This is a genomic window from Alsobacter sp. KACC 23698 (assembly GCF_045348435.1).
Lineage (GTDB): Bacteria > Pseudomonadota > Alphaproteobacteria > Rhizobiales > Beijerinckiaceae > Alsobacter.
Genome location: NZ_CP157484.1, coordinates 3274334 through 3296339 on the forward strand (window position 1 = coordinate 3274334; position 22006 = coordinate 3296339).

Annotated in this window: 20 protein-coding genes, 1 tRNA gene and 1 pseudogene; 13 read left to right on the forward strand and 9 right to left on the reverse strand. The window is 69.9% G+C overall.

Annotated elements, in window-relative coordinates; genetic code table 11:
- The first annotated feature begins 85 nt into the window (after window positions 1–85).
- The 7 genes and pseudogenes from ABEG18_RS15525 to ABEG18_RS15555 all read left to right on the forward strand — a co-directional run bounded on the left by ABEG18_RS15525 (window position 86) and on the right by ABEG18_RS15555 (window position 5794).
- Window positions 86–976, forward strand: coding sequence for a carbohydrate ABC transporter permease (locus ABEG18_RS15525; protein WP_406853957.1), 891 nt, complete (start codon window positions 86–88; stop codon window positions 974–976).
- On the forward strand, window positions 969–1820 hold the full coding sequence (locus tag ABEG18_RS15530) for a carbohydrate ABC transporter permease (protein WP_406853958.1): 852 nt from the start codon (window positions 969–971) through the stop codon (window positions 1818–1820). Before ABEG18_RS15525 ends, ABEG18_RS15530 begins: the two co-directional genes overlap by 8 nt.
- A 38-nt stretch (window positions 1821–1858) precedes the next feature.
- A complete protein-coding gene (locus ABEG18_RS15535) occupies window positions 1859–2956 on the forward strand; it encodes a Gfo/Idh/MocA family protein (RefSeq protein WP_406853959.1) in 1098 nt (365 codons plus the stop codon).
- Window positions 2957–2966: 10 nt separating this feature from the next.
- Complete coding sequence (locus ABEG18_RS15540) at window positions 2967–3608, forward strand: ThuA domain-containing protein (RefSeq protein WP_188518496.1); 642 nt, start codon at window positions 2967–2969, stop codon at window positions 3606–3608.
- A 4-nt stretch (window positions 3609–3612) separates the two neighbouring features.
- Entirely contained in the window at window positions 3613–4656 is a 1044-nt protein-coding gene (locus ABEG18_RS15545; RefSeq protein WP_406853960.1) for a substrate-binding domain-containing protein, read from the forward strand.
- Window positions 4657–4741: 85 nt separating this feature from the next.
- A pseudogene (locus tag ABEG18_RS15550) lies at window positions 4742–4831 on the forward strand (helix-turn-helix domain-containing protein); the annotation flags it as partial.
- Window positions 4832–4969: 138 nt separating this feature from the next.
- Window positions 4970–5794 (forward strand): DUF4118 domain-containing protein, encoded by an 825-nt coding sequence (locus ABEG18_RS15555; protein WP_406853961.1) that lies wholly within the window; start codon window positions 4970–4972, stop codon window positions 5792–5794.
- Between the two features lie 198 nt (window positions 5795–5992).
- Here the strand turns inward: ABEG18_RS15555 and ABEG18_RS15560 are convergent.
- Window positions 5993–6067 (reverse strand) — tRNA-Thr (locus ABEG18_RS15560).
- A gap of 142 nt (window positions 6068–6209) precedes the next feature.
- Between ABEG18_RS15560 and ABEG18_RS15565 the strand changes: the two genes are divergently transcribed.
- The gene (locus tag ABEG18_RS15565) at window positions 6210–7475 is read left to right on the forward strand and encodes a DUF3422 family protein (protein ID WP_406853962.1); all 1266 of its coding nucleotides are present in this window, start codon (window positions 6210–6212) and stop codon (window positions 7473–7475) included.
- 18 nt (window positions 7476–7493) lie between these two features.
- Here the strand turns inward: ABEG18_RS15565 and ABEG18_RS15570 are convergent, their stop codons facing one another.
- The 4 genes from ABEG18_RS15570 to ABEG18_RS15585 form a co-directional block, all read right to left on the reverse strand.
- Window positions 7494–9659: a malate synthase G gene (locus ABEG18_RS15570; protein WP_406853963.1), complete on the reverse strand. Its 2166-nt coding sequence runs from the start codon at window positions 9657–9659 to the stop codon at window positions 7494–7496.
- 150 nt (window positions 9660–9809) lie between these two features.
- Entirely contained in the window at window positions 9810–11027 is a 1218-nt protein-coding gene (locus tag ABEG18_RS15575; protein ID WP_406853964.1) for an amino acid ABC transporter substrate-binding protein, read from the reverse strand.
- Window positions 11020–11967 carry a PQQ-dependent catabolism-associated beta-propeller protein gene (locus ABEG18_RS15580; RefSeq protein ID WP_406853965.1) on the reverse strand — a complete coding sequence of 316 codons (948 nt, stop codon included), beginning with the start codon at window positions 11965–11967 and terminating at the stop codon, window positions 11020–11022. Before ABEG18_RS15580 ends, ABEG18_RS15575 begins: the two co-directional genes overlap by 8 nt.
- Window positions 11968–12163: 196 nt before the next feature.
- Window positions 12164–13180 carry an alpha/beta fold hydrolase gene (locus ABEG18_RS15585; RefSeq protein WP_406853966.1) on the reverse strand — a complete coding sequence of 339 codons (1017 nt, stop codon included), beginning with the start codon at window positions 13178–13180 and terminating at the stop codon, window positions 12164–12166.
- Between the two features lie 90 nt (window positions 13181–13270).
- Between ABEG18_RS15585 and ABEG18_RS15590 the strand changes: the two genes are divergently transcribed.
- Window positions 13271–14158, forward strand: a complete 888-nt coding sequence (locus ABEG18_RS15590; RefSeq protein ID WP_406853967.1) for an ankyrin repeat domain-containing protein — start codon at window positions 13271–13273, stop codon at window positions 14156–14158.
- Here ABEG18_RS15590 and ABEG18_RS15595 read toward each other — a convergent pair.
- Window positions 14155–15063 carry a polysaccharide deacetylase family protein gene (locus ABEG18_RS15595; RefSeq protein ID WP_406853968.1) on the reverse strand — a complete coding sequence of 303 codons (909 nt, stop codon included), beginning with the start codon at window positions 15061–15063 and terminating at the stop codon, window positions 14155–14157. The genes ABEG18_RS15590 and ABEG18_RS15595 overlap by 4 nt on opposite strands.
- A gap of 82 nt (window positions 15064–15145) precedes the next feature.
- Between ABEG18_RS15595 and ABEG18_RS15600 the strand changes: the two genes are divergently transcribed.
- On the forward strand, window positions 15146–15967 hold the full coding sequence (locus ABEG18_RS15600; RefSeq protein ID WP_406853969.1) for an NAD kinase: 822 nt from the start codon (window positions 15146–15148) through the stop codon (window positions 15965–15967).
- Here ABEG18_RS15600 and ABEG18_RS15605 read toward each other — a convergent pair.
- Entirely contained in the window at window positions 15964–16539 is a 576-nt protein-coding gene (locus tag ABEG18_RS15605; RefSeq protein ID WP_406853970.1) for a hypothetical protein, read from the reverse strand. The genes ABEG18_RS15600 and ABEG18_RS15605 overlap by 4 nt on opposite strands.
- A gap of 140 nt (window positions 16540–16679) precedes the next feature.
- Here ABEG18_RS15605 and ABEG18_RS15610 point away from each other — a divergent pair, with 140 nt between their 5' ends.
- The 3 genes from ABEG18_RS15610 (at window position 16680) to ABEG18_RS15620 (ending at window position 19365) form a co-directional block, all read left to right on the forward strand.
- Window positions 16680–18212 carry a hypothetical protein gene (locus tag ABEG18_RS15610; RefSeq protein WP_406853971.1) on the forward strand — a complete coding sequence of 511 codons (1533 nt, stop codon included), beginning with the start codon at window positions 16680–16682 and terminating at the stop codon, window positions 18210–18212.
- A 52-nt stretch (window positions 18213–18264) separates the two neighbouring features.
- Window positions 18265–18744 (forward strand): hypothetical protein, encoded by a 480-nt coding sequence (locus tag ABEG18_RS15615; protein ID WP_406853972.1) that lies wholly within the window; start codon window positions 18265–18267, stop codon window positions 18742–18744.
- Window positions 18745–18816: 72 nt separating this feature from the next.
- Window positions 18817–19365 (forward strand): hypothetical protein, encoded by a 549-nt coding sequence (locus ABEG18_RS15620; RefSeq protein WP_406853973.1) that lies wholly within the window; start codon window positions 18817–18819, stop codon window positions 19363–19365.
- Window positions 19366–19375: 10 nt separating this feature from the next.
- Here ABEG18_RS15620 and ABEG18_RS15625 read toward each other — a convergent pair whose 3' ends face one another.
- Window positions 19376–20827, reverse strand: coding sequence for a DUF2336 domain-containing protein (locus tag ABEG18_RS15625; protein WP_406853974.1), 1452 nt, complete (start codon window positions 20825–20827; stop codon window positions 19376–19378).
- Window positions 20824–21915: a lytic transglycosylase domain-containing protein gene (locus ABEG18_RS15630; RefSeq protein WP_406853975.1), complete on the reverse strand. Its 1092-nt coding sequence runs from the start codon at window positions 21913–21915 to the stop codon at window positions 20824–20826. The genes ABEG18_RS15625 and ABEG18_RS15630 overlap by 4 nt, the downstream gene beginning before the upstream one ends.
- Window positions 21916–22006: the final 91 nt, after the last annotated feature.

Consider the following 22006-nt stretch of genomic DNA (forward strand, 5'->3'; position numbering starts at 1 on the left):
GGAGGCGACCTCGCCCGCGAGGGCGACGCCTCCTCGGGAGGCTCAGCCTCCTCGCCTCCCACGACAGATGCCCGGGAATAAGCCCATGCTCGCGACCGTGGCGCGCCGGTCCATGCAATCCGGCAAGCTCACCGCCATCGCGCTGTTTCTGCCGCCGGCGCTGCTGCTGTTCACGATCTTCGTGGTGCTGCCGATCGCCGAGGCGGCCTGGTACAGCGGCTACAACTGGAACGGCTTCGGCAGCCCGAAGAACTGGGTCGGCTGGGACAACTACCGCTTCGTGTTCGAGACGCGCGCCTTCGGCCTGGCGCTGCGCAACAACCTTCTGATCATCGCGGTGTCGCTGCTGATCCAGCTGCCGCTGGCGCTCACGCTGGCGCTGTTGCTGGCCGAGAAATTCCGCGGCGCGGTGGCGCTGCGCATGCTGTTCTTCATGCCCTACATCCTGGCCGAGATCGCCACGGGCCTGATCTTCAGCTTCGTGTACGACGGCGACTACGGCCTCCTGGCCGCCATCTACCGCCAGTTCGGGGCCGAGGCCCCTCACCTGCTGGCCAGCACGCAGACCTCCATGCTCGCCGTGCTGATCGTGGTGGTGTGGAAGTATTTCGGCTTCCACATGATGCTGTTCATCGCCGCCCTGCAGGGCATGGATCGCAACCTGATCGAGGCCGCCCGCATCGACGGCGCGACCCGCTGGCAGACCGTGCGGCTCATCATCATCCCGCTGCTCTACCCCACCATCCGGCTCTCGGCCTTCTTCGCCGTGGTGGGCTCGCTGCAGCTCTTCGACCTCGTGATGCCGCTGACGCGCGGCGGCCCGGCCGACTCGTCGCAGACGCTGGTGAGCTTCCTCTACAGCTTCGGCGTCATGCGCATGCGGGTGGGCTTCGGCAGCGCGGTCGGCGTCATCCTCTTCGTGATCTGCGTCACCTTCGCGTTCACGTACAAGCGGTGGTTCATGCGCGATGAATAGCTCCTCGCCCGCCGTCGGAAAGCCCTTCGACCCCGCCGCGCTCTACAAGGGCCTGTTCCTGGCCGTCGTGGTGGTGTTCGTCGCCACGCCGCTGGTCGCCACGCTGCTGGGCGGCTTCAAGTCGCTCGGCGAGCTGCGCACCAACCCGTTCGGCCTGCCGCAGGTGTGGGAGTGGGAGAACTACGCCGGCATTCTCCGCTCGCCGCGCTACTGGATCCTGCTGCGCAACTCGCTGGTGATCTCCAGCCTCACGGTGGCGCTCACCCTGATCGTCGCCTCCATGGCGGCCTTCGTGTTCGCGCACGTCCGCTTCTTCGGCAGCGCCATGCTGCTGAACTACATCACGCTCGGGCTCCTGTTCCCGGCCGCCACCGCCATCCTGCCGCTGTTCATCAAGGTGCGGGACCTCGGCCTGCTCGACAGCTATTTCGGCGTGGTGCTGCCGCAGGTCGCCTTCGCGCTGGCGATGAGCATCCTGCTGCTGCGGCGTTTCTTCCGCGACCTGCCGGTGGAGCTGCTGGAGGCCGCGCTGGTGGATGGCTGCAGCTATATCAACTACTTCCGCTACGTCACGCTGCCGCTGTCCCGGCCCATCCTGGCCACCGTCGGCACCATCGCGTTCGTGAATTCCTGGAACGCCTACCTGGTGCCGCTCGTGATGCTGAACAGCGACGAGCGCTATCCCTGGCCGCTGGGCATCATGATCTACCAGGGCGAATATTCGTCCGAGTGGCACCTGATCCTGGCCTTCATCACCCTCACGATCCTTCCCACCATCCTGCTGTTCCTGCTCGCCCAAAAGCACATCGTCGCCGGCCTCACGGCCGGCGCGGTGAAGGGCTGAGCGGAAGCGGCGACGAGAACAACCAACCGGAGCGACCCATGAGCAAGACCGGGATCGGCGTCATCGGCTGTGGCAACATCAGCCAGAAATACATGACCGCCATGCGGCAATTCCCCAATATCGAGCTGCGCGCCGTAGCCGACATGCGCCAGTCCGTGGCGGACGTGCGCGGCCGCGAGTTCAACGTCCCCGCCATGCGGGTGGACCAGCTGCTGAAGCGCGACGACGTCGAGATCGTCGTCAACCTGACGGTGCCGCTGGCCCATACCGACGTCAGCCTCGCGGTGCTGAACGCCGGCAAGCACGTGCATTCGGAAAAGCCGCTCGGCGTGAACGTCGCCGAGGCCCGCAAGGTGATGGACCTCGCGGCGCAAAAGAACCTGCGCGTCGGCTGCGCGCCCGACACCTTCCTGGGCGGCGGCCACCAGACGGCCCGCAAGCTCATCGACGACGGCGCCATCGGGACGCCGGTGGCGGGCTCGGCCTTCTTCATGTGCCCCGGCCACGAGCGCTGGCACCCGGCGCCCGGCTTCTACTACCTGCGCGGCGGCGGCCCGATGCTCGACATGGGCCCCTACTACATCACCGACCTGATCCAGCTGCTCGGCCCCATCGCGTCCGTGATGGGCTCCGTCTCGATGCTCCGCAAGGAGCGGCTCGTCACCAGCGAGCCCATGAACGGCGAGATGATCCCGGTCGAGGTCGCCACCCATGTGGCCGGCACGCTTGAGTTCGTCTCGGGCGCGCTGGTCACCATCGCGATGAGCTTCGACGTGCCCAAGCACCGGCATACGCCCATCGAGATCTACGGCACCAAGGGCAGCATCCTGGTGCCCGATCCCAACCGCTTCGGCGGCGAGGTCATGGTCGCCAAGCTCGGCGGCGACTTCGAGGCCATGCCGACCACGCACGGCAACGCCGAGGGCGAGTACCGCTCCATTGGGGTCGCCGACATGGCGGCCGCCATCCAGAACAACCGGCCGCACCGCGCCAGCGGCGCGCTGGCCCTGCATGCGCTGGAGGCCATGGAGGCCTTCCAGACCTCGTCCGACGAGGGACGGCGCGTGAAGCTCGAAACCACCGTGGAGCGCCCGGCCATGCTGCCGCCGGGCCTGCCCACCGGCCAGCTCGATTGAGGACATGACCATGCGGACTGCAATGATCGTCTGGGGCGGATGGGCGGGCCACGACCCTGACCTCTGCGCCTCCATGATCCGGGGCTGGCTGAAGCGCGAAGGCTTCGAGGTGCGGGTTGAGACCAAGACCGAGGTCTTCCTCGACCCCGCCATCAAGGACTACTCGCTGATCATCCCGATCTACACGATGGCGAAGATCGAGAAGCCCGAGGCCGCCGCCCTGTGCGAGGCCGTGAAGGGCGGCGTCGGCCTCGCCGGCCACCACGGCGGCATGGGCGACGCGTTCCGGGAGGCGGTGGACTACCAGTTCATGTGCGGCGGCCAGTGGGTCGCGCATCCGGGCAACATCATCGACTACAAGGTCGACGTGACCCGCCCGGACGATCCCATCATGGCCGGCATCGAGAGCTTCGAGCACCGCTCGGAGCAGTACTACATGCATGTCGACCCGGCCAACGAAGTGCTCGCCACCACCACCTTCACGGGCGAGCATGCGCCCTGGATCGACGGCGTCGTCATGCCGGTGGTGTGGAAGAAGCGCTTCGGCCAGGGCCGGGTTTTCTACTCGGCCCTTGGCCACCGGGCCTACGAGCTTGACGTGCCGGAGATCCGCACGCTCATGACGCGCGGCTTCCTGTGGGCGGCCCGCTGACCTCATGACCGAGCACCGCCTCCTGCGCCGATCGACCCTGGAGGACGTCGCCCGGGAGGCCGGCGTCTCCCTGGCGACGGCCGACCGGGTCGTGCATCGGCGGGATGGGGTGCGGGAGAAGACCATCCGGCGCGTCGAGGCCGCGATCGCCAAGCTGGGCTACCGGCCCAATGCGGCGGCCGCGATCCTGTCGCGCAACAGGACCTACCTCTTCGCCTTCATCCTGCCGGAGAACTCCAACGCGTTCATGGCCCACCTGGCCGAGCAGGTCGGGCGGACGTCGGAGTGGCTGGCTCAGCAGAACGGCTTCATCGACGTCCTGCGGGTCGACGTCTTCGATCCGGTGAAGCTGGCTGATGCGCTGTGGAACCTGCCGCGGGTTTACGAGGGCGTGGCGGTGGTGGCCCTGGACGACGCACGGGTGCGCGCCGCCATGGACGACCTCGTCGCTCGCGGCGTCCATGTGGTCACCCTCGTGTCGGATGCGCCGGGTTCGCGGCGGCCGAACTATGTCGGGATCGACAACCCCGCCGCCGGCCGCACGGCGGGCTCCCTGATGGGCCGCTTCCTGCATGGCCGAAAGGGCCCCGTGGGGATCATCACCGGATCGCTTTCGCTGCGTGACCACGCCGAGCGCCACTTCGGATTTCGCCAGGTCCTCGCCGCCGAATACCCCAACCTGCTGGCGTTGCCGCCTGCCGAAGGCAGGGACGACAGCGATCGAAACTACGAGATCGCCCGGGCGCTGCTGGCGCAGCATCCCGATCTCGTCGGCCTCTACAATGCAGGCGCGGGCAATGAGGGCATCGCCGCGGCGCTGCGCGAGGCCGGGCGTCCCGGCCACATCGTCTGGATCGCGCACGAACTCACGGCCGACACGCGCCGTCTGGTGCTGGAAGGCACGATCGACGCCATCATCAACCAGGACGCCGGACACGAGGCCCGCTCGGCCGCCCGCATCCTGCTCGCATTGTGCACCGGCCAGCTGATCTATCCTGACCAGGAGCGGATCCGCATCGAGATCTTCCTGCGCGACAACCTCGCCTGATCGCCGTCCCCCCTGGGCCGAAGCTGCCGCGCTGGCGGGAGACGTTGTTCATCCGCCTCGCGCGCAACGCCGGCGACCACTTCTGCAGCTGCGTTCCAAGATCGAGCCCAACCCGGACCAGCCCTCCTACATCATCACCGAAACAGGCGTGGGTTATCGCCTGCGCGCGCCGGATACCAGCATGCCGATCCAATCCGCTGAGCTCCCCGCGGAAACGCAAGTCGCAGTCGACTTGCGGGCGCAATGAACCGGCCGGTAGGGCGTATGATGGAAGTCGGCAGACGTAGCCGAACAAGACGTTGGAGTGACAGTCATGGCCAAGTCGCTGGACAACGTGATAGCGATCCGTCGCGAGGTGGATGCATCCACCGATCCCGACTTCCTCATCCCACCCGTCGCGCAATACGGGGCCGCGCTGCTGCTCGTAGTCGTGGCCGCCATCATTGCGGTCGTCGCCAGCCAGTACGTTCCCGCCCCTGGCCTCACGCTCATATTCGTCCTGCCGGTGGTGATAGCTGGTGCGTGGCTCGGATGGGGACCGTCGCTGGTGGCGGCGGCCGCTGGAGTGTTGGTCTTCGACTTCTTCTTCACGCAACCCTACTACAGCCTGCGCATAGAGGATCCGGCCGAGATCTGGGCCGCGAGCCTCCTCCTGATCACCGCGGCCATCGTTGGCGTGGTCGCCTGGCAATCTCGGCGACGCGCCTTTGAAGCTCGCCGCGCGGCCGAACAGGCGGAAGGGCTGCACGCATTGGCGCACGCCATCATAGAAGGCGACCCCGAAGTCGCCCACGCGGCCGCGGCCGCCCTCGGGCGAATGTTCGCAGCGCCCGCCGCGGTGCTTTCGCAAGAGAACGGCCGCCTCAAAGTCTTGGCCAGCTGTGGCGGAGCGAAACTGTCGCAGACCGACATGCAGGCTGCTGAGGACGCCCTGGCGCAGGAAACTCCGATGCGGGCTCAGACCTATCCCCACGACATGTCGAAGTTCGACATATGGCCCGTCAACGCCGGCGCCCAGCGGCGGTACGCGCTGGCGGTCGATTTCGGTCAATCCGTGTTCGAGAGGCCAGCGACCGCAGACCGCCTCCTGGAGATTGTCGCGGCCTATCTGGCTACCGGCGTGGCGCCATCAATTTAGGTTGAGTGTGCTGACTCCGCGTCCTTCGACATGGAGCTGATGGTCGCCGCGTGACGTCGTGACGCCGATCACCCTGCGTCCTTAAGTCCCCGCCCATCGTCTCGCCGACTCGTGGGCGTCGCGCACAGTGGGAAATGTGGGACCGAAGAGCGATTCAGCACGCAAGATTATGGAAACTAACGGTTTTAAGACTGTCGTTGGTGCCGGTGGAGAGGATCGAACTCCCGACCTTCGGTTTACAAAACCGCTGCACTACCGCTGTGCTACACCGGCCCGAATGGGTCAGTAGCAGCCTCCCGGAGGACGTTCAACCGGCCAATCGCGCCAGCCCGCACTAGCGGTCTCCCGCGCGGGTGACTTAAGCTGCGCCGAGCGTCGGCCCGACGGGCGGACGGCGACCGGGAGAACGTCCTTCATGGACTTCCAGCAGCACCCGCTCCGCTCACGCGTTCTGGCCGAATTGCATGCGAGACCCTTCGCGCCTCTCTCGCCGCCCACCCGCATTCTGCACTTCGCCTTCCTCAACGAGGGCGACAACGCCGCCGCCGCGGCGGAGGCGCTCGACCGGTTCTGCGCCTCGCTGGGCGAGCAAGGCCCCGCCCCTGGGGCCAAGCATCACCGCCTCAGCCTCTCGGGCGTCCGGCTGCGCTTCGAGATGCACAGCGAGTTCTCCACCTTCACCTGGGAGGAGGCGGCCGCGCCGGGCGTCCCTTTCGCGACCCCGCCGGACCGGTTGATGGCCTATATGCGCAAGGTCGCTCCTCCCGGCCTCCTCATCGTCGCCGTCGATCTCGTCCTCGCGGAGGAGAGCGACAGCTCCGCCGCGGCCGAGGGTGTCTTCGCGGCGGATTCGCTGGCCTATTCGTCGGCCGAGCATGGCGCGGCGCGCGTGGCGAGCGACTTCAAGGCCGATCCGCTCGGCCTGGTCCGCATCCTGGTCGTCAGCCGAAGCCTCACCGAGACGCAGGCCGGCGCCCTGGTCCAGCGCCTGCTGGAGATCGAGACCTACCGGACCCTGGCGCTGCTCGGACTGCCGGAGGCCCAGGCCCTCGCGCCCATCATCCGGCGGATCGAGACCGAGCTGCCCGGCATCCTGGACGAGATGCGCGGCCGCGACGACTTCGACGACAACCACCGCGCGCTGGATCGCCTGACGGCGCTCGCCGCCGAACTCGAGCACGGGGCCGCCGCCAGCCTCTACCGCTTCGGCGCGACGCGCGCCTATCACGAACTGGTCCAGTTGCGGATGGAGGCCATCGGCGAAGAGCCGATCGCCGGCCATGTGGGCTGGTCGTCCTTCCTGGCCCGGCGGCTCAGCCCCGCCATCCGCACCTGCGTGACCACGCAGGAACGGCAGGACAACCTGTCGCGCAAGCTGTCGCGGGCCGCGCAGTTGCTGCGCACGCGCGTCGACGTCGACCTGGAGCGCCAGAACCGCGATCAGTTGCAGGTGATGAACGACCGCCTGCACCTGCAGCTGCGGTTGCAGCAGACGGTCGAGGGCCTATCGATCGCGGCGATCACCTACTACGTCGTCAACCTCATCCACCTGATGCTGGACGGCGCGCATCAGGCGGGGCTCCCCGTCAACCCGAACGTCGGCACCGCCATCGCGCTGCCGGTCACGCTGCTCGCCGTGGCCTGGCTGGTCCGGCGCATCCGCAAGCGCCACGCCGCCTGAGCGGCGCGGCGCGCGGGATCACGCCTTGGCGGCCTGCGCCTTGGCTTCGCGCCGATAGGCGTGCAGCACCCATTCGGTGTAGCCGTTGGGCTGCTCGCGTCCCTTGAACACGAGGTCGCTGGCGGCCCGGAAGGCCGGTCCGTCGAAGCCGGGCGCCATGGGCCGGTACAGCGGGTCGGCGGCGTTCTGGCGATCCACCACCTCGGCCATGCGCTTCAGCGAGCCCAGCACGAGCGCGTTGTCGACGACGCCATGCGCCAGCCAGTTGGCGATGTGCTGGCAGGAGATGCGCAGCGTCGCGCGGTCCTCCATGAGGCCGACATCATGAATGTCCGGCACCTTGGAGCAGCCGACGCCCTGGTCGATCCAGCGCACCACATAGCCCAGGATGCTCTGGCAGTTGTTGTCGACCTCCTCGCGGATCGCGGCGGCGTCGAACGGGCCCGTCGCGAGCGGGATGGTCAGCACGTCGGAGAGCGGCTTGCGGTTGCGCCCCGCCAGCTCGGCTTGCCGCTTGGCCACGTCCACCTGGTGGTAGTGGAGCGCGTGTAGGGTGGCCGCCGTCGGCGACGGGACCCAGGCGGTGTTGGCGCCCGCCATCGGGTGCGCGATCTTCTGCGCCAGCATGTCGGCCATCCGGTCGGGGACCGCCCACATGCCCTTGCCGATCTGCGCCTTGCCGGGCAGCCCGCAGGCGATGCCGGCGTCGACATTGGCGTCCTCATAGGCCTGCAGCCACGCCGTCTTGCGCATGTCGTTCTTGCGCACCATCGGGCCGGCCGCCATCGAGGTGTGAATCTCGTCGCCCGTGCGATCCAGGAAGCCCGTGTTGATGAAGGCGACGCGGTTCTGCGCGGCTCGGATGCAGGCGCGCAGGTTCACGGTGGTGCGGCGCTCCTCGTCCATGATGCCCATCTTGAGCGTGTGCCGGGGCAGGCCGTAGACGTCTTCCACCGCGCCGAAGAGGGCGTCCGCGAAGGCGACCTCGTCGGGCCCGTGCATCTTCGGCTTGACGATGTAGACCGAGCCGCGGCGGCTGTTGCGCAGCGCGTGTCCGCCGCGCAGGTCGTGCAGCGCGATCAGCACGCTCACGGCGGCGTCCAGCATGGTCTCGGGGATCTCGGCGCCGTTCCCGTCCAGCACCGCGTCCGTGTACATGTGGTGCCCGACATTGCGCACCAGCATCAGGCTGCGCCCGTGCAGCGTGACGGTTCCGCCCTTCGCGCCCGTATAGACGCGGTCGGGGTTCAGCTTGCGCTCCACCGTGCCCGCGCCTTTCGGGAAGGTGGCGACGAGGTCCCCCTTCATCAGGCCGAGCCAGTTGCGGTAGACCTCGACCTTGTCCTCGGCGTCGACCGCGGCGACGCTGTCCTCCAGGTCGACGATGGTGGTGACCGCGGCCTCCAGGATCAGGTCGGCGACCCCGGCCGGATCGGTGGCGCCGATCGGGTTGCCGCGGTCGATGACGATCTCCAGGTGCAGCCCGTTGTGGCGCAGCAGGATCGACTTGGGCGAGAGCGTGTCGCCCGTGAAGCCGACGAACTGCGCCGGGTCGGCGAGCCCGGCCGTGCCGCCGTCGCCGAACTTGGCGACCAGCGCGCCGTCCTGCACCGCATAGCCCTTCACCTCGGCGTGGCTGCCGCCGGCCAGCGGCGCGGCCTCGTCCAGGATGGCGCGCGCCTTGGCGACGACCTTTTGGCCGCGCACCGGGTTGAAGCCGCGGCCGCGATCGGCGCCGTCCGTCTCGGGCAGCGCGTCCGTCCCGTACAAGGCGTCATAGAGGCTGCCCCAGCGCGCATTGGCGGCGTTCAGGGCGTAGCGGGCGTTCGAGGCCGGGACGACGAGCTGCGGCCCGGCGATATGGCCGATCTCCTCGTCGACGTTGCTGGTGCCGATTTTGAAGGCGGCCGGCTCCTCGACCAGGTAGCCGATCTCGCGCAGGAAGGCCTGGTATTCGTCCTGGTCCAGCGGCTTGCCGGCGCGCGCCTCGTGGAAGGCGTCGAGCCGGGCCTGGATGCGGTCGCGCGTCTCCAGCAGAGCGAGGTTGCGCGGCCCGAACTCCTTCACGAGCGCCTCCAGCCCGGCCCAGAACGCCTCGGCGCTCACGCCGGATCCGGGCAGGGCTTCCCGCGTGATGAAGTCGTGCAGGACGGGCGCGACCTGAAGGCTACCGACGCTGATCATCTCTCAACTCCCTGCCGGACCGTTCGACAGGTCCGCCTCTGAAATGTGCCGGCTTTAGAACACGTTCCGCTTCCGCCAGAAAGCGGGCTCTCGCGAACACACTTTAGCCGCTACGGAACGAATGACGCCAATCTTGTTCCCGGAGCAAGACTATGGCGCGCCGCAGGGCGACTGGTTCGCCGCCCGGCCCAGCGTGTCGAGGATGTTGGTCTCATGCAGGAAACCCTCGATCGGGGCGATGTCCGTCACCGCATTGGAGGTGGCCAGGAAAATGGCCTGCCGCAGCTGGTGGTCCCACGGCCTGAACGAGCCCGGATAGGCCTTGTAGAGTTCGAGCGTCATGTCGGCGCGCGCCAGCAGCTTGGGCAGGGGCGAGGCCGCGCCGTCCCGGGCGTTGCGGAACTCCGCGTCGATGACGGCCCGCACCGCCGCCCAGGCGGCCCAGTCCTCCTCCTCCATCGGCCGGCCGGCGTCGCGCTCGAAGCGCCGGTTGAGCTGAGGCGCGCCATTGCGCTCCGCCGAGGGATGCCAGGCGAGCGGCCGCAGGCCCTCCGAGCCCGCCACGGGCCGCGGCAGGACGGTGCGATAGGGGATCATGCGGGCGAACTCGCCGACGACGTCGGCGACGAACACGACGTCATAGTCTTCCGATCCCGTCAGCAGCCCGACATTCACCTGCTCGCGCCGGCGCGGGTCGTTGGTGATGGCGAAGGGGCGCGTATCGACGATGCGCGCGCCGAACTTGCGGGCGGAAGCCTTCATGGCGGCCGAGAAAGCCTTGTCCTCGGGCTCGGGCCCCTCGAGCGCCAGGATCTTCTTCCAGTTGCGCCGCACCAGGAACTGCGCCAGCGCGTCGGTCCGCATCGAGACGGTCGGGACGACGTGGAACAGCGCGCCCCGGCACGCGTCGGCGCGCAGCTGGTCGTCCGGGTCGCGCACGTTGAACAGCGCCAGCGAGGGCGGCCCCGAGGCGGCGGCGGCCAGGAGGTCCGAGCCCGGCAGGTCCAGGATGGCGGCCGCGACGCCCTGGTCGGCGGCCGACGCCAGCGCCTGCTCGACGGGTTCGTCGGCGCGAAGCGTTCGCCGCACCACCTTGAAGGCCAACCCGAGCGCCCGGCCGGCCGCGCGCCCGTCTTTGGCGGCGAGCTCCGCCCCCGGAAACGGCGAGCGATGGCTCGGACGCATCACCCCGTCATGCGCGCTCAGGGTCTGGCGCCACGGGTCGTCCTGCCGCTCGACGAACAGGATGACGCGGTCCTGCGGCGCTGCGGCCAAGCTCTGAGGCGAGGCCGGCCCCGCCAGGGCCGCCAGCAGCGAGGCGGCCGCCAGCACCAGCCGCGCCGCACGCCCGGGCGCGCCGTCAGTCATCGATCACCACCGCATAGGGCACCATGCCGACCGGCACGGTCTTGCGCACCTTCTGGGTCGCCGTCTCGATGATGGAGACGTCGTCGGAGAGGCCGTTGGCGACATAGAGCGTCTTCTCGTCGGCCGAGAAGCGCAGGCCCCAGGGCCGCCGCCCCACCAGAATGTAGTCCTTCACCGACCGCGACGCGACGTCGACGACCGCGACGTGGTTGGCGCGTCCCAGCGCCACATAGGCGGTCTTCCCGTCGCGGCTCATCACGAGGTCCACCGGCGTCACCTGCTCGCGCCGCATGCCCTTGGGCAGGAAGGCGATCTGCCCTTTGCTCTGCAGCGACGCCGTGTCGATGATGTCGACGATGCCGGACAGCTCGCAGGAAACCCACAGCTCGCGGCCGTCGGGCGAGAGCGCGAAGCGGCGCGGGCGGGTCGCGGTGAGGATGTCCTTGACGATCTTGCCGCTCTCCACGTCGATGACGTGGACGAGATTGGCGGCCTCCGAGGCGACGAACACGCGCTTGCCGTCCGGCGTCGCCAGCACGCCTTCCGGCTCCGGACCCGTGGCGTAATGCGCCTTCACCTCGCCGGTCTCCAGGTCGAGCACGGTCGCCTCCGAGTCGTCCTCGTTGGAGATGTAGAGGTCGCGCCCATTGGGATGCAGGTCGAACGTCTCCGGGTCCGGGATGTCGCGGAAGCGCTTCACCAGCGTGCGGGTCGCCATGTCGTAGACTGCGATGGTGTCGTCGTTCCCGCAGGCGACGATGAGGCTCTTGCCGTCCGGTGTCCGCCGCATCCCGCGCGGGCGGGCGCAGGTCTTGAACTGCCCGACCACCTCGTCCGCCCTGTTGAGCACCACGATGTTGTCGGACCGCTCGTGCGAGACGAAGACCAGCCCAGTGCCGGCCAGCGACGGCCCGGCGACCGCCGCGAGCAAGAGGCTCAATCCCGCCGCCCAGCCGATGGCGCCCGTTGCGCTTCGCCCCAAGCCCGATGCGCTTCGCCTCATGTCGTTCCGCCCGTGTCCGTCCACGGACGGAGCCGTGGCTTCATGCGGCGCGAGGCCGCGCGCGGGCTTCGCCGACGCTGGCGCATCGTGGGGCCGCCGCCGCGTGGGATCAAGCGCGACGCGGGCCCCTGGCTCACTGACGGCCCTCGCGCATGACGTCGTCCACCGCCGCGACGACCGAGGCTGGAGCGTCGAGCGGGATCTGATGGCCCGAATTCGCCACCACCTGGGGAGCCGGCGCTCCGAGCCGCTCCGCAAGATCGGCCTGCATGGCCCGCCATGCGGTCTCCATTCGGCCGTCCGGATAGAGGCCGTTCCACTCGCCGTCGCCATGCACCAGCACCCGGGCCGGAATCGGCCGATATCCTGTCAGGTCGGCCTCGGCCAGGCTGGCCGGCACGGCCCGCAACTCCCGCACCATCGCAATTCGCGCTTTGTCGGCGCTGGCGAGGTCGATCGCGAGGCGCTGGAGTTCCGCCGGCAGGCCGTAGCCCGCCGCGGCCGGAGGAGTCCGGTTCGCGACGCCGCCATCCTGCGGCAGCGTCACGCCGGCGGCCGTGAAGCGCTCGAACTCCCTCGGATGCATGCTGTCCAGCAGCACCAGCCCGACCACGCGGTCGCGGTGGCTCGCAGAGAAATGGGCGGCCAGCACGCCGCCGAAGGAATGGCCGACCAACACCAGCGGCCCGTCCACGCCGGCGCTGGCCAGCAGGCTTTCCAGGTCCTGCGCGAAATTCGCCAGCGTGCGAGGCCGCGTCGGCTGGTCGCTGAAGCCGGAGCCCGCCCGGTCATAGCTGCAGACGCGGCTGCGGCGGGCGAGCTGCGGCTGCACCAGCGTCCAGTCCAGGTGGTTGCCGCCGAGCCCCGCCTCCAGCACGACGGTGGGCGACCCCTGGCCGGCGCACAGGAGGTGCAAGCGCGCGTCGGCGGTCTGGACCATCTGGCCCGGAGGCTCGTGCAGGTCCGGCGCTGCGGCGGCCCCGCCCAGCCACGTTCCCAGGAGCGCCAACCCGGCCGCGCGCAGGCCGCGCGGCGCCAGCGGGGCCGGATGCGGCCGCCGGGTTGGCGCCGTCCGCCGTTCGGGCCACCATGGCCGGAACCAAGAGGACGACCGGGGGGATACGACGTGCACGCCCATGACCTGCCGCATTGCGCTCTCCCGCCTTTGCTGGCTCGGCTCTCCGCCCAGCCTCCCGCTTCGCGTGCTCCCCTCAACTCCCGCCATCTGACGGCGGCCGCCTTGTTCGCCTTGGCGATGGCCCTGCCCGCCATCTGCAAGGCCGATGCCATTCCGTGCCAGGATCTCGAGCGCCGCTACGACCTCGTGCGCGCGACGGCGGTGGCGATCGAGATCGCCTCGCAGAGCTTCGTCGCGGCCGACAACGGCTGCGACGCGCTGCTGGGACGCCTCCTCGACGCCGGCGCGACGCCGCTGGCGCGAGACCGCGAGGGCGACACCGCTCTGGCCCGGGCCGCGCGCGCCGGCCACGCCTCGACGGTGCAGTTCCTCCTGACGCGCGGCGCCGACGCGGAGCAGCGCAACCTGCAGGGCGCGACGGCGCTCTTCGTCGCTACGCAGGCCAATCGAACCCGGATCGTCCAGATCCTGGCGGAAGCGGGCGCCAAGACGGACGCGCCCGGCCGAAGCGGCGTCTCGCCCCTCAGCGCCGCGGCCTTCAACGGCAACTTACGCCTGCTTGAGATGTTCCTGGCCCGCGGCGCCGATCCATCCGGTCGGGACGCGACCGGGAAATCCGCCATCGTGTACGCCGCGGCGCGCGGCTTCCTGCCCATCGTGCGGCGGCTGCTCGACGCCGACGTGGATCCCAACCAGCGCTACGCCAACGAGCTGACGCTCCTGATGTGGGCCGCCGGCCATTCCCTTGACGCGCCCGAGAGCGACGGGCTGCAGATCGTCGAGCTGCTGCTGCAAAAAGGGGCGCCGGTGAACGCCGTGGACGACCGCGGCCGCAGCGCGCTGATGAACGCCGCCGAACTCGGCCACGCCGTGATCGTGCGCCGGCTGCTGGCCGCAGGCGCCGATCCGGCGCTGCGCGACAAGGACGGAAAGACCGCGGCCGACCTCGCCGACGGCGAACCGGTGCGCCTCGCCCTGGCAGGCGGCTAGAGGGGCGGCGCGGCCTCCCCCGGCACGGTCCCGGCCGGCAGCTCCGCCGCATGCCGGGCGATGGCGCCCGCCGTCGTCAGCCAGACGCGGCCGTCGGCGTAGTCCACGATATGGCGCAACGCCCGCCGCAGATGGCGGGCGCGGTGCGGCCAGCCGACCAGATAGGGGTGCAGCGCCACCCCCATCACGAGCGGCCGGTCGCGGCTCTCCTCCAGCATTTCATCGAAGGCGTCGACGATCATGTCGGCGAAGGCGTCGCCCTCCTGCTTGCGCCCGACGATCTGGGGAATATCGTTCAGCTCCTGCGGATAGGGCACCGACAGGATGCGCCCTCCCCGTCGCGTCCTGAACCATATCGGCTGGTCGTCATGGCACCAGTCGAGCAGGTAGGTGAAGCCGGCCTCGGCCAGCAGATCCGGCGTGGCGTGGCTCTGCGAGATCCACGGGCCGAGCCAGCCCGTCGGCGCCCTGCCTTCGTGCTCGGTCATCACCCGGGCGCACTCGGCGATGAGGCCGCGCTCCTCGGCTTCGGAAAGGACGCCCTGGCGCTCGCTGTTGGTCCGCCCGTGCCCCACGAATTCGTCGCCCCGGGCCCGGAACGCCTCCATGAGGGCCGGCGCATAGTCGTACATGGCGGTGTTGGCCAACACCGAGCAGGGCAGGCCGAGGGCGTCGAACATCGCCAGGAGCCGCCACGCGCCGACGCGGTTGCCGTAGTCGCGCCAGGCGTAGTTCAGGACGTCCGGCGCCGGCCCGCCAGGGGCGAGCTCCGCGCCGAGCCCCTCCCCGAAGGCGAAATGCTCCAGGTTGAGCGCCAGATAGACGGCGAGCCTGCGGCCATCGGGCCAGGAATAATCGGCCCGCTCGGGCATGGGATGGTAGTCGTAGCGGTCGTGGCGGCGCATGGGAGATCCGGTTGTTGTCCGCCAAGCGTGAACGCCGCCGCCGCGGCGCGCAAGCCGTGCGGTTCCGCAACCCTCCGCATCCATGCTAAGCAACGCTTCCGGCGACCTGCCGCCGCTGGCCTGGACCTGTCACGTGCGCCGCTTCAACACCATCGCGATCGTCACCAGCGACACCGATGACGCGCGCCTCTCGGGCGAGAGCCTCGCGGCGCGTTACGGCGACGTCAATCCGCTCGAGGCCGACGTGATCGTGGCGCTCGGCGGCGACGGGCTGATGTTGCAGACGCTGCACCGCTTCATGGGCTCGGGAAAGCCGATCTACGGCATGAACCGCGGCTCCGTCGGCTTCCTGATGAACGAGTATGGCGACGAAGACCTGCTCGAGCGGCTGGAGCGCGCCGAGCGCAGCATCGTGCATCCCCTCCTGATGGTGGCGACCGACGCGGCCGGCGTCGCCCATACGGCGCGCGCCATCAACGAGGTCTACCTGTTCCGCCAGTCCTACCAGGCCGCCAAGCTGCGCGTGACCATCGACGGCAAGCCGCGCCTGCCGGAGCTCGTGGCCGACGGCGTCCTCGTCGCGACGCCGGCCGGCTCCACCGCCTACAATCTCTCGGCCAACGGCCCGATTCTGCCCCTCAACGCGCCGCTGCTCGCCCTTACTCCGATCTCCGCCTTCCGGCCGCGTCGCTGGCGCGGCGCCCTGCTGCCCGATCATGCCCGCATCGCCATTGACGTGCTGGAGCCGGCCAAGCGTCCCGTGAGCGCGGTGGCGGATCATTTCGAGCACCGCAACATCCGGCGGGTCGAAGTGGCGATGGACCGGACCGTCGACCTGGTGATGCTGCATGATCCCGGCCACAGCCTGGAGGAGCGGATCCTCCTGGAGCAGTTCGGCTACTAGGCGGACAAGGCCGCCCTCGCGCTGGATGCCTTCGGGGCTTCCGGGGCGCCCGTCACATCGTCGTCCGGCTCCGAAAACGGCGCGGATGACGGCCCGGTGAAGGGCGTGGCCTCGATGGCGTTGTGGATTCGCCTGAGCCAATGCTCGGCGTCGCGGATCCGCTCCCGGGCGTCGCGGACCCGCTCCTCGGTGGCGGCCAGCCGCGCGGTCGCATCCACCACAGAAGCCCCAACCTGCTCGACCTCTTTCTCGGCCGCGCTGACCCGCATGTCGGCCGCTTCGGCCCGAGCCCTGATCTCGTGCAGTCGGGCCATTGCGCTGTGCCGCTCCTGCATGAAGGCGCGATGCAGGTCGCGAGTGCGCAACTCCAGCTCTTTCAGTCGTGCGCTCTCGGCCCGCATCCGCTCGCCAGCCCGAAAGGCCAGCCCGAGCGTGCCGCTCCAGGGCGGAGTCTCGCGCGCTGCCGGCGGGACCGCTTCCTCATCCGTTTCGGACTTCGGATCGGGCTTGGCCGGCTGCGATGATCCTCCTATCGGCCTCAATCTCATGACCTCGCCCGATCGGCCCTTCATCCGCGAACTCGTCTTACAATAACGCGAAGTTTTTGACATGCAATCGCTTAGGTTGTGAACTTGATCATGTTTTTAATTGATAAAATTTAAAAAACCGTCCACTTTCCGGCGGGGATTTCGGCGGGATCGAGGAAACGATGATGAAGGGGTGGTCGATTCTGGCGCGTCGTGAAAGCAGCCAGAATGGCGAGCAGCTGAAACCGGCCGAGGCCAAGGCGCCCGACGCGGCGTCGGAAGGTCGCGAGAGGCCCATTCCGACCTTCCCGGCCCTTCCTCCGCCCCGCGTGTCTCCGCTCGACGTCACCGGCGAGCAGACCGAGCTGGTCCGCGTCCATGTGTCCCATATCGCCGCGCGGCTCGACGAAATCAAAACGCTCTCGGAAGACTTTTCCCGCCTTCGGACGCCGCTCGACGAATTCCTCGTGGAATATCCGAAGGCTCAGGCCCGGATGCTCGACGCCGAGGCGGCCCTCAAGCGCGAAACCGACCAGGCGAGGCTGCTGCGCCGCGAGCGCGACGAAGCCATCAGCGCGCGGGCGGCGGCCTCCGACGAGCTGTCCCAGGCGGTCGCCACCGCGAGCCGCCAGGAAGCGATGCTTCGCGACAGCGAGGAAGCTTTGGCGGAGCTGCGCACTCTGATGCGCGAGACGACCGCTCGGGCCGAACACATCGAGCGGCAGTTCTATGCCGAGGCGGAGCGCTCTCAGGCCCTCGCCGACGAATCGCGGGTTCTGCGACAGCACGCGCAGTCGACCGACCAGATCAACCTGCGCCTGGAGCAAAACCTCAGCGAGGCGCACGCCCAGGTCCATCTGCTGGAACGCGAGAACAACCGGCTGCAGCAGGCCACCGAGGACCAGTCGCGCAAGCTCGCCGAAACGGCCACGCGATGCGAGGAGCTCGAGCGCAAGCTGGAGGCCGCCCTGGAGGTCAACGCGACGCTCGAGACGGCGCTCAGCGCCGAGCAGGCCCGCCGGGACAAGGCGGAGGCCGACCGGGAGACCGACAGGACGGCGCATTCGGTCAACGCCGCCAGCCTCTCCCTGAAGGTTGACGGCCTCACGTCGCGCCTCGCCACCACCACGCGCACGCTCGCGCAGATGCGCGAACAGGTTCGCGAGAAGATGGACGCCCTGCAGGCCGCCGAACGCGCCGTCAGCGAGGCCCGGATCGAGACCAACGGCGCCCAGCGCAAGCTCGCCGCCGCTCTCGAGGAGGCCCGCCGGGCCCATGAGGCCGGGCAGGAGACCCAGGCCGCCAAGGAGGCCGCGGAAGAGCGCTGCGACATGCTGACGAAGGCGCTGTCGGCCAAGAGCGCCCATCTGGACGGGGCCAACGGCAAGATCGAGGCCCTGACGGAGAGGCTGGAGCAGCTGAGCCAGCGTTTCGAACAGGAGCGCGCCGCGCTCGAGGCCACCAACCGCAAGCTGAGCGAGGCCCTTCAGGGCGAAAAGGCCGAGCGGACGCTGGCGCAGGGAGCCCTCACCATCGCGCGCGAAAGCCGCGCCAAGCTGCAGACGCAATTCGCCAATCTGCGCCGTCGAGCCGAGATGGAGGCGCAGGACGCCGGCTCGGACTCGCCGAAGGACCCGCCCGCCGCGGAGGAGCAGAAGCCCGCGACGGACACCAATGTGCGGGCTTTCCCGCCCGCCGAGAACCCGCAACCAAGCTGACCGTAAGCGCGTAGGCCGGCTCCCCCGGCCGTGCAAAGACCCTGGAGGCGTGATGTCATCTCCGATCGAAAAGCCGCTTCACTTCCCGCTCCGTCCCGTCCGCCTGGAGGGTGAGCCGGATCCCGTTCCGGTCGCCCGCCTGGCGGAAGCGCCGCCCGAGGCGGACGAGCCCTCCCCCGCCGTCGCGCAGGCCGAGCCGCAGACGCAACCCGAGCCGGAGGTTCTCGACGGACAGGAGCCGAGCCAGCCCCAGCGGGACTGGAGCACTGCGCTCGACATGCTGCACGAGGCGTTCGAGGCCGTGCGGGTCGCCGAGAGTCACAATCAGCAGCTGGAGGCGGCGGCCGAGGAAGCGCGCCGGCTGCACCGGGCGGAGTCCCTGGCCTATCAGGAGCGGATCGCCGCGCTGGAGAGCCGAATCGTCCTCGCCGAAACGCGCGCCACGGAGGCCGAGACATGGTTGGAGCGTTTCCACACTGCGGTCGTCGAAGGCTTCGACCCCCGCCGACGAGCATCGTCCGGCCGCTCGTGATGTCCCAGGCTTGGACGGGCCGATCCCGGCGGTGGGACCCGGGCTCCTCTCTTCATCCGGCTTGAGGCCAACATGTCGCTTCCCGATCGGCGCGCCCCTGTCCTGGAGCTGATGCGACGCGCCTCCACAGTGCACCGAGCCGCCGTGCCGGGCTCTTCCCTGGCCCCGGAGGCCGGGCCAGACCTCCCCCGGCTCGAGGCCTTCGATCCCAGCCGGGACTGGTCCGAGACGCTGAAGCTCGTACAGGCGGCCGCCGAACGGACGCGGGCGACGGCGGAGCGCTCGGCCGAGTGGGAGGCGCGCGCGGACGAACTTCTGCGCATCATCGACCAGGACCGAATCCGCAACGCCGAGCTGCAGAGACAGGCGGAGAACCGCGTGCGCGTCGCCGAGGTGCGAGCCCGCGAACTCGAGCGTCAGGCCCGCGACGGACAGGCGCAGGAGCAAAAGCTGCTCGCCCGCGTGGCGCAGGCCGAGCGGGAAGCTCAGGAGGCGGAGGAACGGGCGAAGGTCGCCGAAGACTGGCTCCGCAAGCTGCACGCCGCGCTGCTGCATCTCGACCACGCTGCGCCACGCGCCAGAACGGAGCCGGCGGCGGGGAAAAATTTTCCGGACGACTGAGGAAATCCGCTCAGGCCGCCTTGGCGACGAGCTCGGCCCTGACCTTGGCGAAGAACGCCTTGAAGTCTGGGTCGTCTTCCAAGATGGCCCTCCCGGTGCGCGGAGCTTGCGGCTCCGCGTCGGAACCGTTCTCCAGGACGGCCCCATCCGGCGCCGCGTGCTCGCTCGGCTGCGGGCTTTCGGATGCATCGAGGAAGTCCGGCTCCGCCGGGCCGTCATTGGCGGCGGTCGCGCCGAGAGCGCCAAAGGGGTCGGCCGACTCAGCCGCAGGATCGGCGTTGGCCGGAGCGGCGATGGCCAGCGCCGAGGCGCTCTCCTGCGCCATGCTGGCCAGCATGGCGTCGGCGGCCCACCGGGCCTCATCCCGGGCGATGTCCACCTCGAATCGGCGAAGCAGCACGAGCACGCGGCCGCCCGTATCCTCGCCCATCGCCACGCAATCGGCGATGACGCGGCCGATGACCCGCCGCGCCAAAGCCGGCCCGCCTGACCATCCGTCGTTCCCCGCCTCGGCGCGCGCGGCTTCGATCGCGCTCTGGAACGCGCCGAGCAGGAGTTGCGGCAGCCCCGCCTTGCGGTGGAGGGCTCGCCAGCCTCCCGAGCGGGGCTCGGCCATGAGGGCGGCCACGCGGCGCGCCGGCAGCCGCACCAGATTGGCCACGGCCTCGGCGACGAGGCGCTGCTCGCCGAAGAGAAGCCCGCGCAGCAACAGCCCGGGCGTCAGCCGTCCAGCCGCCCGCAGATGCGCGACCAGCCCGGTGAGTTCGTCGTCGTCGCTGCGCGCCGCCAGCGCGAGCACGATCTTCTCCTCCTCGTCCCGCTGCAGCTGCTCGCATCGGGCCGGCGAGAGTCCGTCGCGTGAAGCGGCGTCCGCGCCGGGAGCACGCACCCCGGCCAGCAGCGCCGACAGGCGAACCCCGATGGTCAGGTCAGGCCGTTCCAGCAGCGCGCGTCGCAGGTCCGCGTCGCCGCCGAACCGTTCGATCATCCGCTCCAGCGAGAAGGTGGGGATCACCGCGCCCGCGTTGCTCACCAGGGCCAGGACGGCGTCCGCTTCCGCCACCTCGGCCAACGCCGCCGCGACCGCGGGAGACAGGTCCGCCCGCCGGGCGATGGCGGCCTGGGTCGCCGCCGATCCCATGGCGGCGTGGTCGATCAGCTCCGGGTCGGAAAGCAGCGGCGACCGCTCCAGAATCAACGCCGCGATCTCGGGCGCGTCGGACGCCAGCGCGGCCACAAGGTGGCGCGGCGCGCCGGCCTCTCCGGCCAGGGCGTCAGCCAAGGCGGCGCGCACCAGCGGCGAAGGGTCGTCGAGGGCCAGCGTCAGGGCGGCTTCGGCCTCGGCCTTGGCGTGGGCGTCCATGTCCGCCGTGAGATAGGCCCGGGCGAGCGCCCCGGTGGCGGCGGCGCGCGGTTCGGCGGGGGCCGTGCGGGTCCAGGCCAGGAAGCGCCGGATGATCATGGGACGGCCTTCTTCATGAAGGAGAGCAGGTCCAGCGGCGCGCGGGCGCGCCGGCCGCCGGCTTTGGCCGGATCGACGCCCGTCTGGTCGGCGGTCCTGACCGAGGGGCCGAACTCGGCCGGGCGTTCGGGCGGCATCGGAACAGCTGCGGCCTGGGCCGGCGCGGCCGGCGTCGTGACGATGGTCGCGACGCCCGCCGGAACGGCGTCCGACGCCGTGGAGCTTGCGCCCAGCGAGGCGGTGCGCGGGTAGAATCGCGGCGCGTCGTCCGCGGCCCTGGCGGCGGGAAGCCCCGCCCAGAGCCGCGCCACGGTCTGGTTCATCGGCGCCCGGCTGCCCTCGGTCCTGAACAGGCCGTGCATGGGCGGCCCGTCCTGCCGCGCATAGGCGAGCGCCGTGCTTTGAGGCTGCTGGCCGGCCGCGCCCCAGGCGGCGGGGTCGGCCGGAATGGCCTGCGGCGCGCCGGCCCTGGCCAGCGACGCATAGAGTTCGCCGACCGTCTTCGGCCGTCCGGTCGCCCGGTCCGTGAATACGGCGCGATTGGCGGCGGCTTGGTCCGGAAACACCTCGGCCGCGCTGGCCTGGGGGGTGGATTGGGCGCGCTTGACGAGTTCGCCCGCCCCTGCCGCGCCCAGGAAATGCGCCGCGTAGAGCTCGCCGGAGCTGGGCGGCCGGCCCAGCGCGGAGGTCAGCGCCGCGGTGTTCTGGCGCGTTAGCTCTCCCGCCATCACGGCGGCGGTCTGCGGGTCGTTGCGCAGCTGCAGGATCTGCTGGCGCGCGGCCGGGTCCGGCACGTCGTAGCGGCCCTGCTGCGACTGCGTGATGGCCTGCGCCTGCGGCCCGAGCCCGTGCTCCGCCCCCTTCGTCTTGATGAGCCCCAGCCAGGTCTGCTCGATGAACTGGAACAGCCCTGAGGCCGACGAGCTTTTCGCCTTCGCGGCCGGATCCAGCGACGATTCGCGCTGCGCTGTCTGGAGAAGGTAGCCGAAACTGGTCCCAGTCTGCTCGGACCCCTGCCTGATCGCGTCCACGACCGGGCTCTGGGCCCGCGTCTCGGGCGTCGCCGTGGGGGTGGTGAACAGGAACATCGTGACTCCAAGCGCGCCGGCGCGAGCCGGCCGGCTGTCTGGCCTTTCACCGTGAGCGATTATGGTAAACGTTCAGTCAATGCGGCGGCGG

What these genes read in the sequence shown, in the direction of transcription:
- ABEG18_RS15555 (WP_406853961.1), top strand. Translation starts at nt 4,970, where the DNA reads ATGGCCAAGTCGCTGGACAACGTGATAGCGATCCGTCGCGAGGTGGAT.
- ABEG18_RS15595 (WP_406853968.1), bottom strand. Translation starts at nt 15,063, where the DNA reads ATGCGCCGCCACGACCGCTACGACTACCATCCCATGCCCGAGCGGGCC.
- ABEG18_RS15615 (WP_406853972.1), top strand. Translation starts at nt 18,265, where the DNA reads ATGTCATCTCCGATCGAAAAGCCGCTTCACTTCCCGCTCCGTCCCGTC.
- ABEG18_RS15525 (WP_406853957.1), top strand. Translation starts at nt 86, where the DNA reads ATGCTCGCGACCGTGGCGCGCCGGTCCATGCAATCCGGCAAGCTCACC.
- ABEG18_RS15565 (WP_406853962.1), top strand. Translation starts at nt 6,210, where the DNA reads ATGGACTTCCAGCAGCACCCGCTCCGCTCACGCGTTCTGGCCGAATTG.
- ABEG18_RS15585 (WP_406853966.1), bottom strand. Translation starts at nt 13,180, where the DNA reads ATGCGGCAGGTCATGGGCGTGCACGTCGTATCCCCCCGGTCGTCCTCT.
- ABEG18_RS15620 (WP_406853973.1), top strand. Translation starts at nt 18,817, where the DNA reads ATGTCGCTTCCCGATCGGCGCGCCCCTGTCCTGGAGCTGATGCGACGC.
- ABEG18_RS15600 (WP_406853969.1), top strand. Translation starts at nt 15,146, where the DNA reads ATGCTAAGCAACGCTTCCGGCGACCTGCCGCCGCTGGCCTGGACCTGT.
- ABEG18_RS15610 (WP_406853971.1), top strand. Translation starts at nt 16,680, where the DNA reads ATGAAGGGGTGGTCGATTCTGGCGCGTCGTGAAAGCAGCCAGAATGGC.
- ABEG18_RS15630 (WP_406853975.1), bottom strand. Translation starts at nt 21,915, where the DNA reads ATGTTCCTGTTCACCACCCCCACGGCGACGCCCGAGACGCGGGCCCAG.
- ABEG18_RS15540 (WP_188518496.1), top strand. Translation starts at nt 2,967, where the DNA reads ATGCGGACTGCAATGATCGTCTGGGGCGGATGGGCGGGCCACGACCCT.
- ABEG18_RS15570 (WP_406853963.1), bottom strand. Translation starts at nt 9,659, where the DNA reads ATGATCAGCGTCGGTAGCCTTCAGGTCGCGCCCGTCCTGCACGACTTC.
- ABEG18_RS15535 (WP_406853959.1), top strand. Translation starts at nt 1,859, where the DNA reads ATGAGCAAGACCGGGATCGGCGTCATCGGCTGTGGCAACATCAGCCAG.
- ABEG18_RS15530 (WP_406853958.1), top strand. Translation starts at nt 969, where the DNA reads ATGAATAGCTCCTCGCCCGCCGTCGGAAAGCCCTTCGACCCCGCCGCG.
- ABEG18_RS15575 (WP_406853964.1), bottom strand. Translation starts at nt 11,027, where the DNA reads ATGACTGACGGCGCGCCCGGGCGTGCGGCGCGGCTGGTGCTGGCGGCC.
- ABEG18_RS15545 (WP_406853960.1), top strand. Translation starts at nt 3,613, where the DNA reads ATGACCGAGCACCGCCTCCTGCGCCGATCGACCCTGGAGGACGTCGCC.
- ABEG18_RS15605 (WP_406853970.1), bottom strand. Translation starts at nt 16,539, where the DNA reads ATGAAGGGCCGATCGGGCGAGGTCATGAGATTGAGGCCGATAGGAGGA.
- ABEG18_RS15625 (WP_406853974.1), bottom strand. Translation starts at nt 20,827, where the DNA reads ATGATCATCCGGCGCTTCCTGGCCTGGACCCGCACGGCCCCCGCCGAA.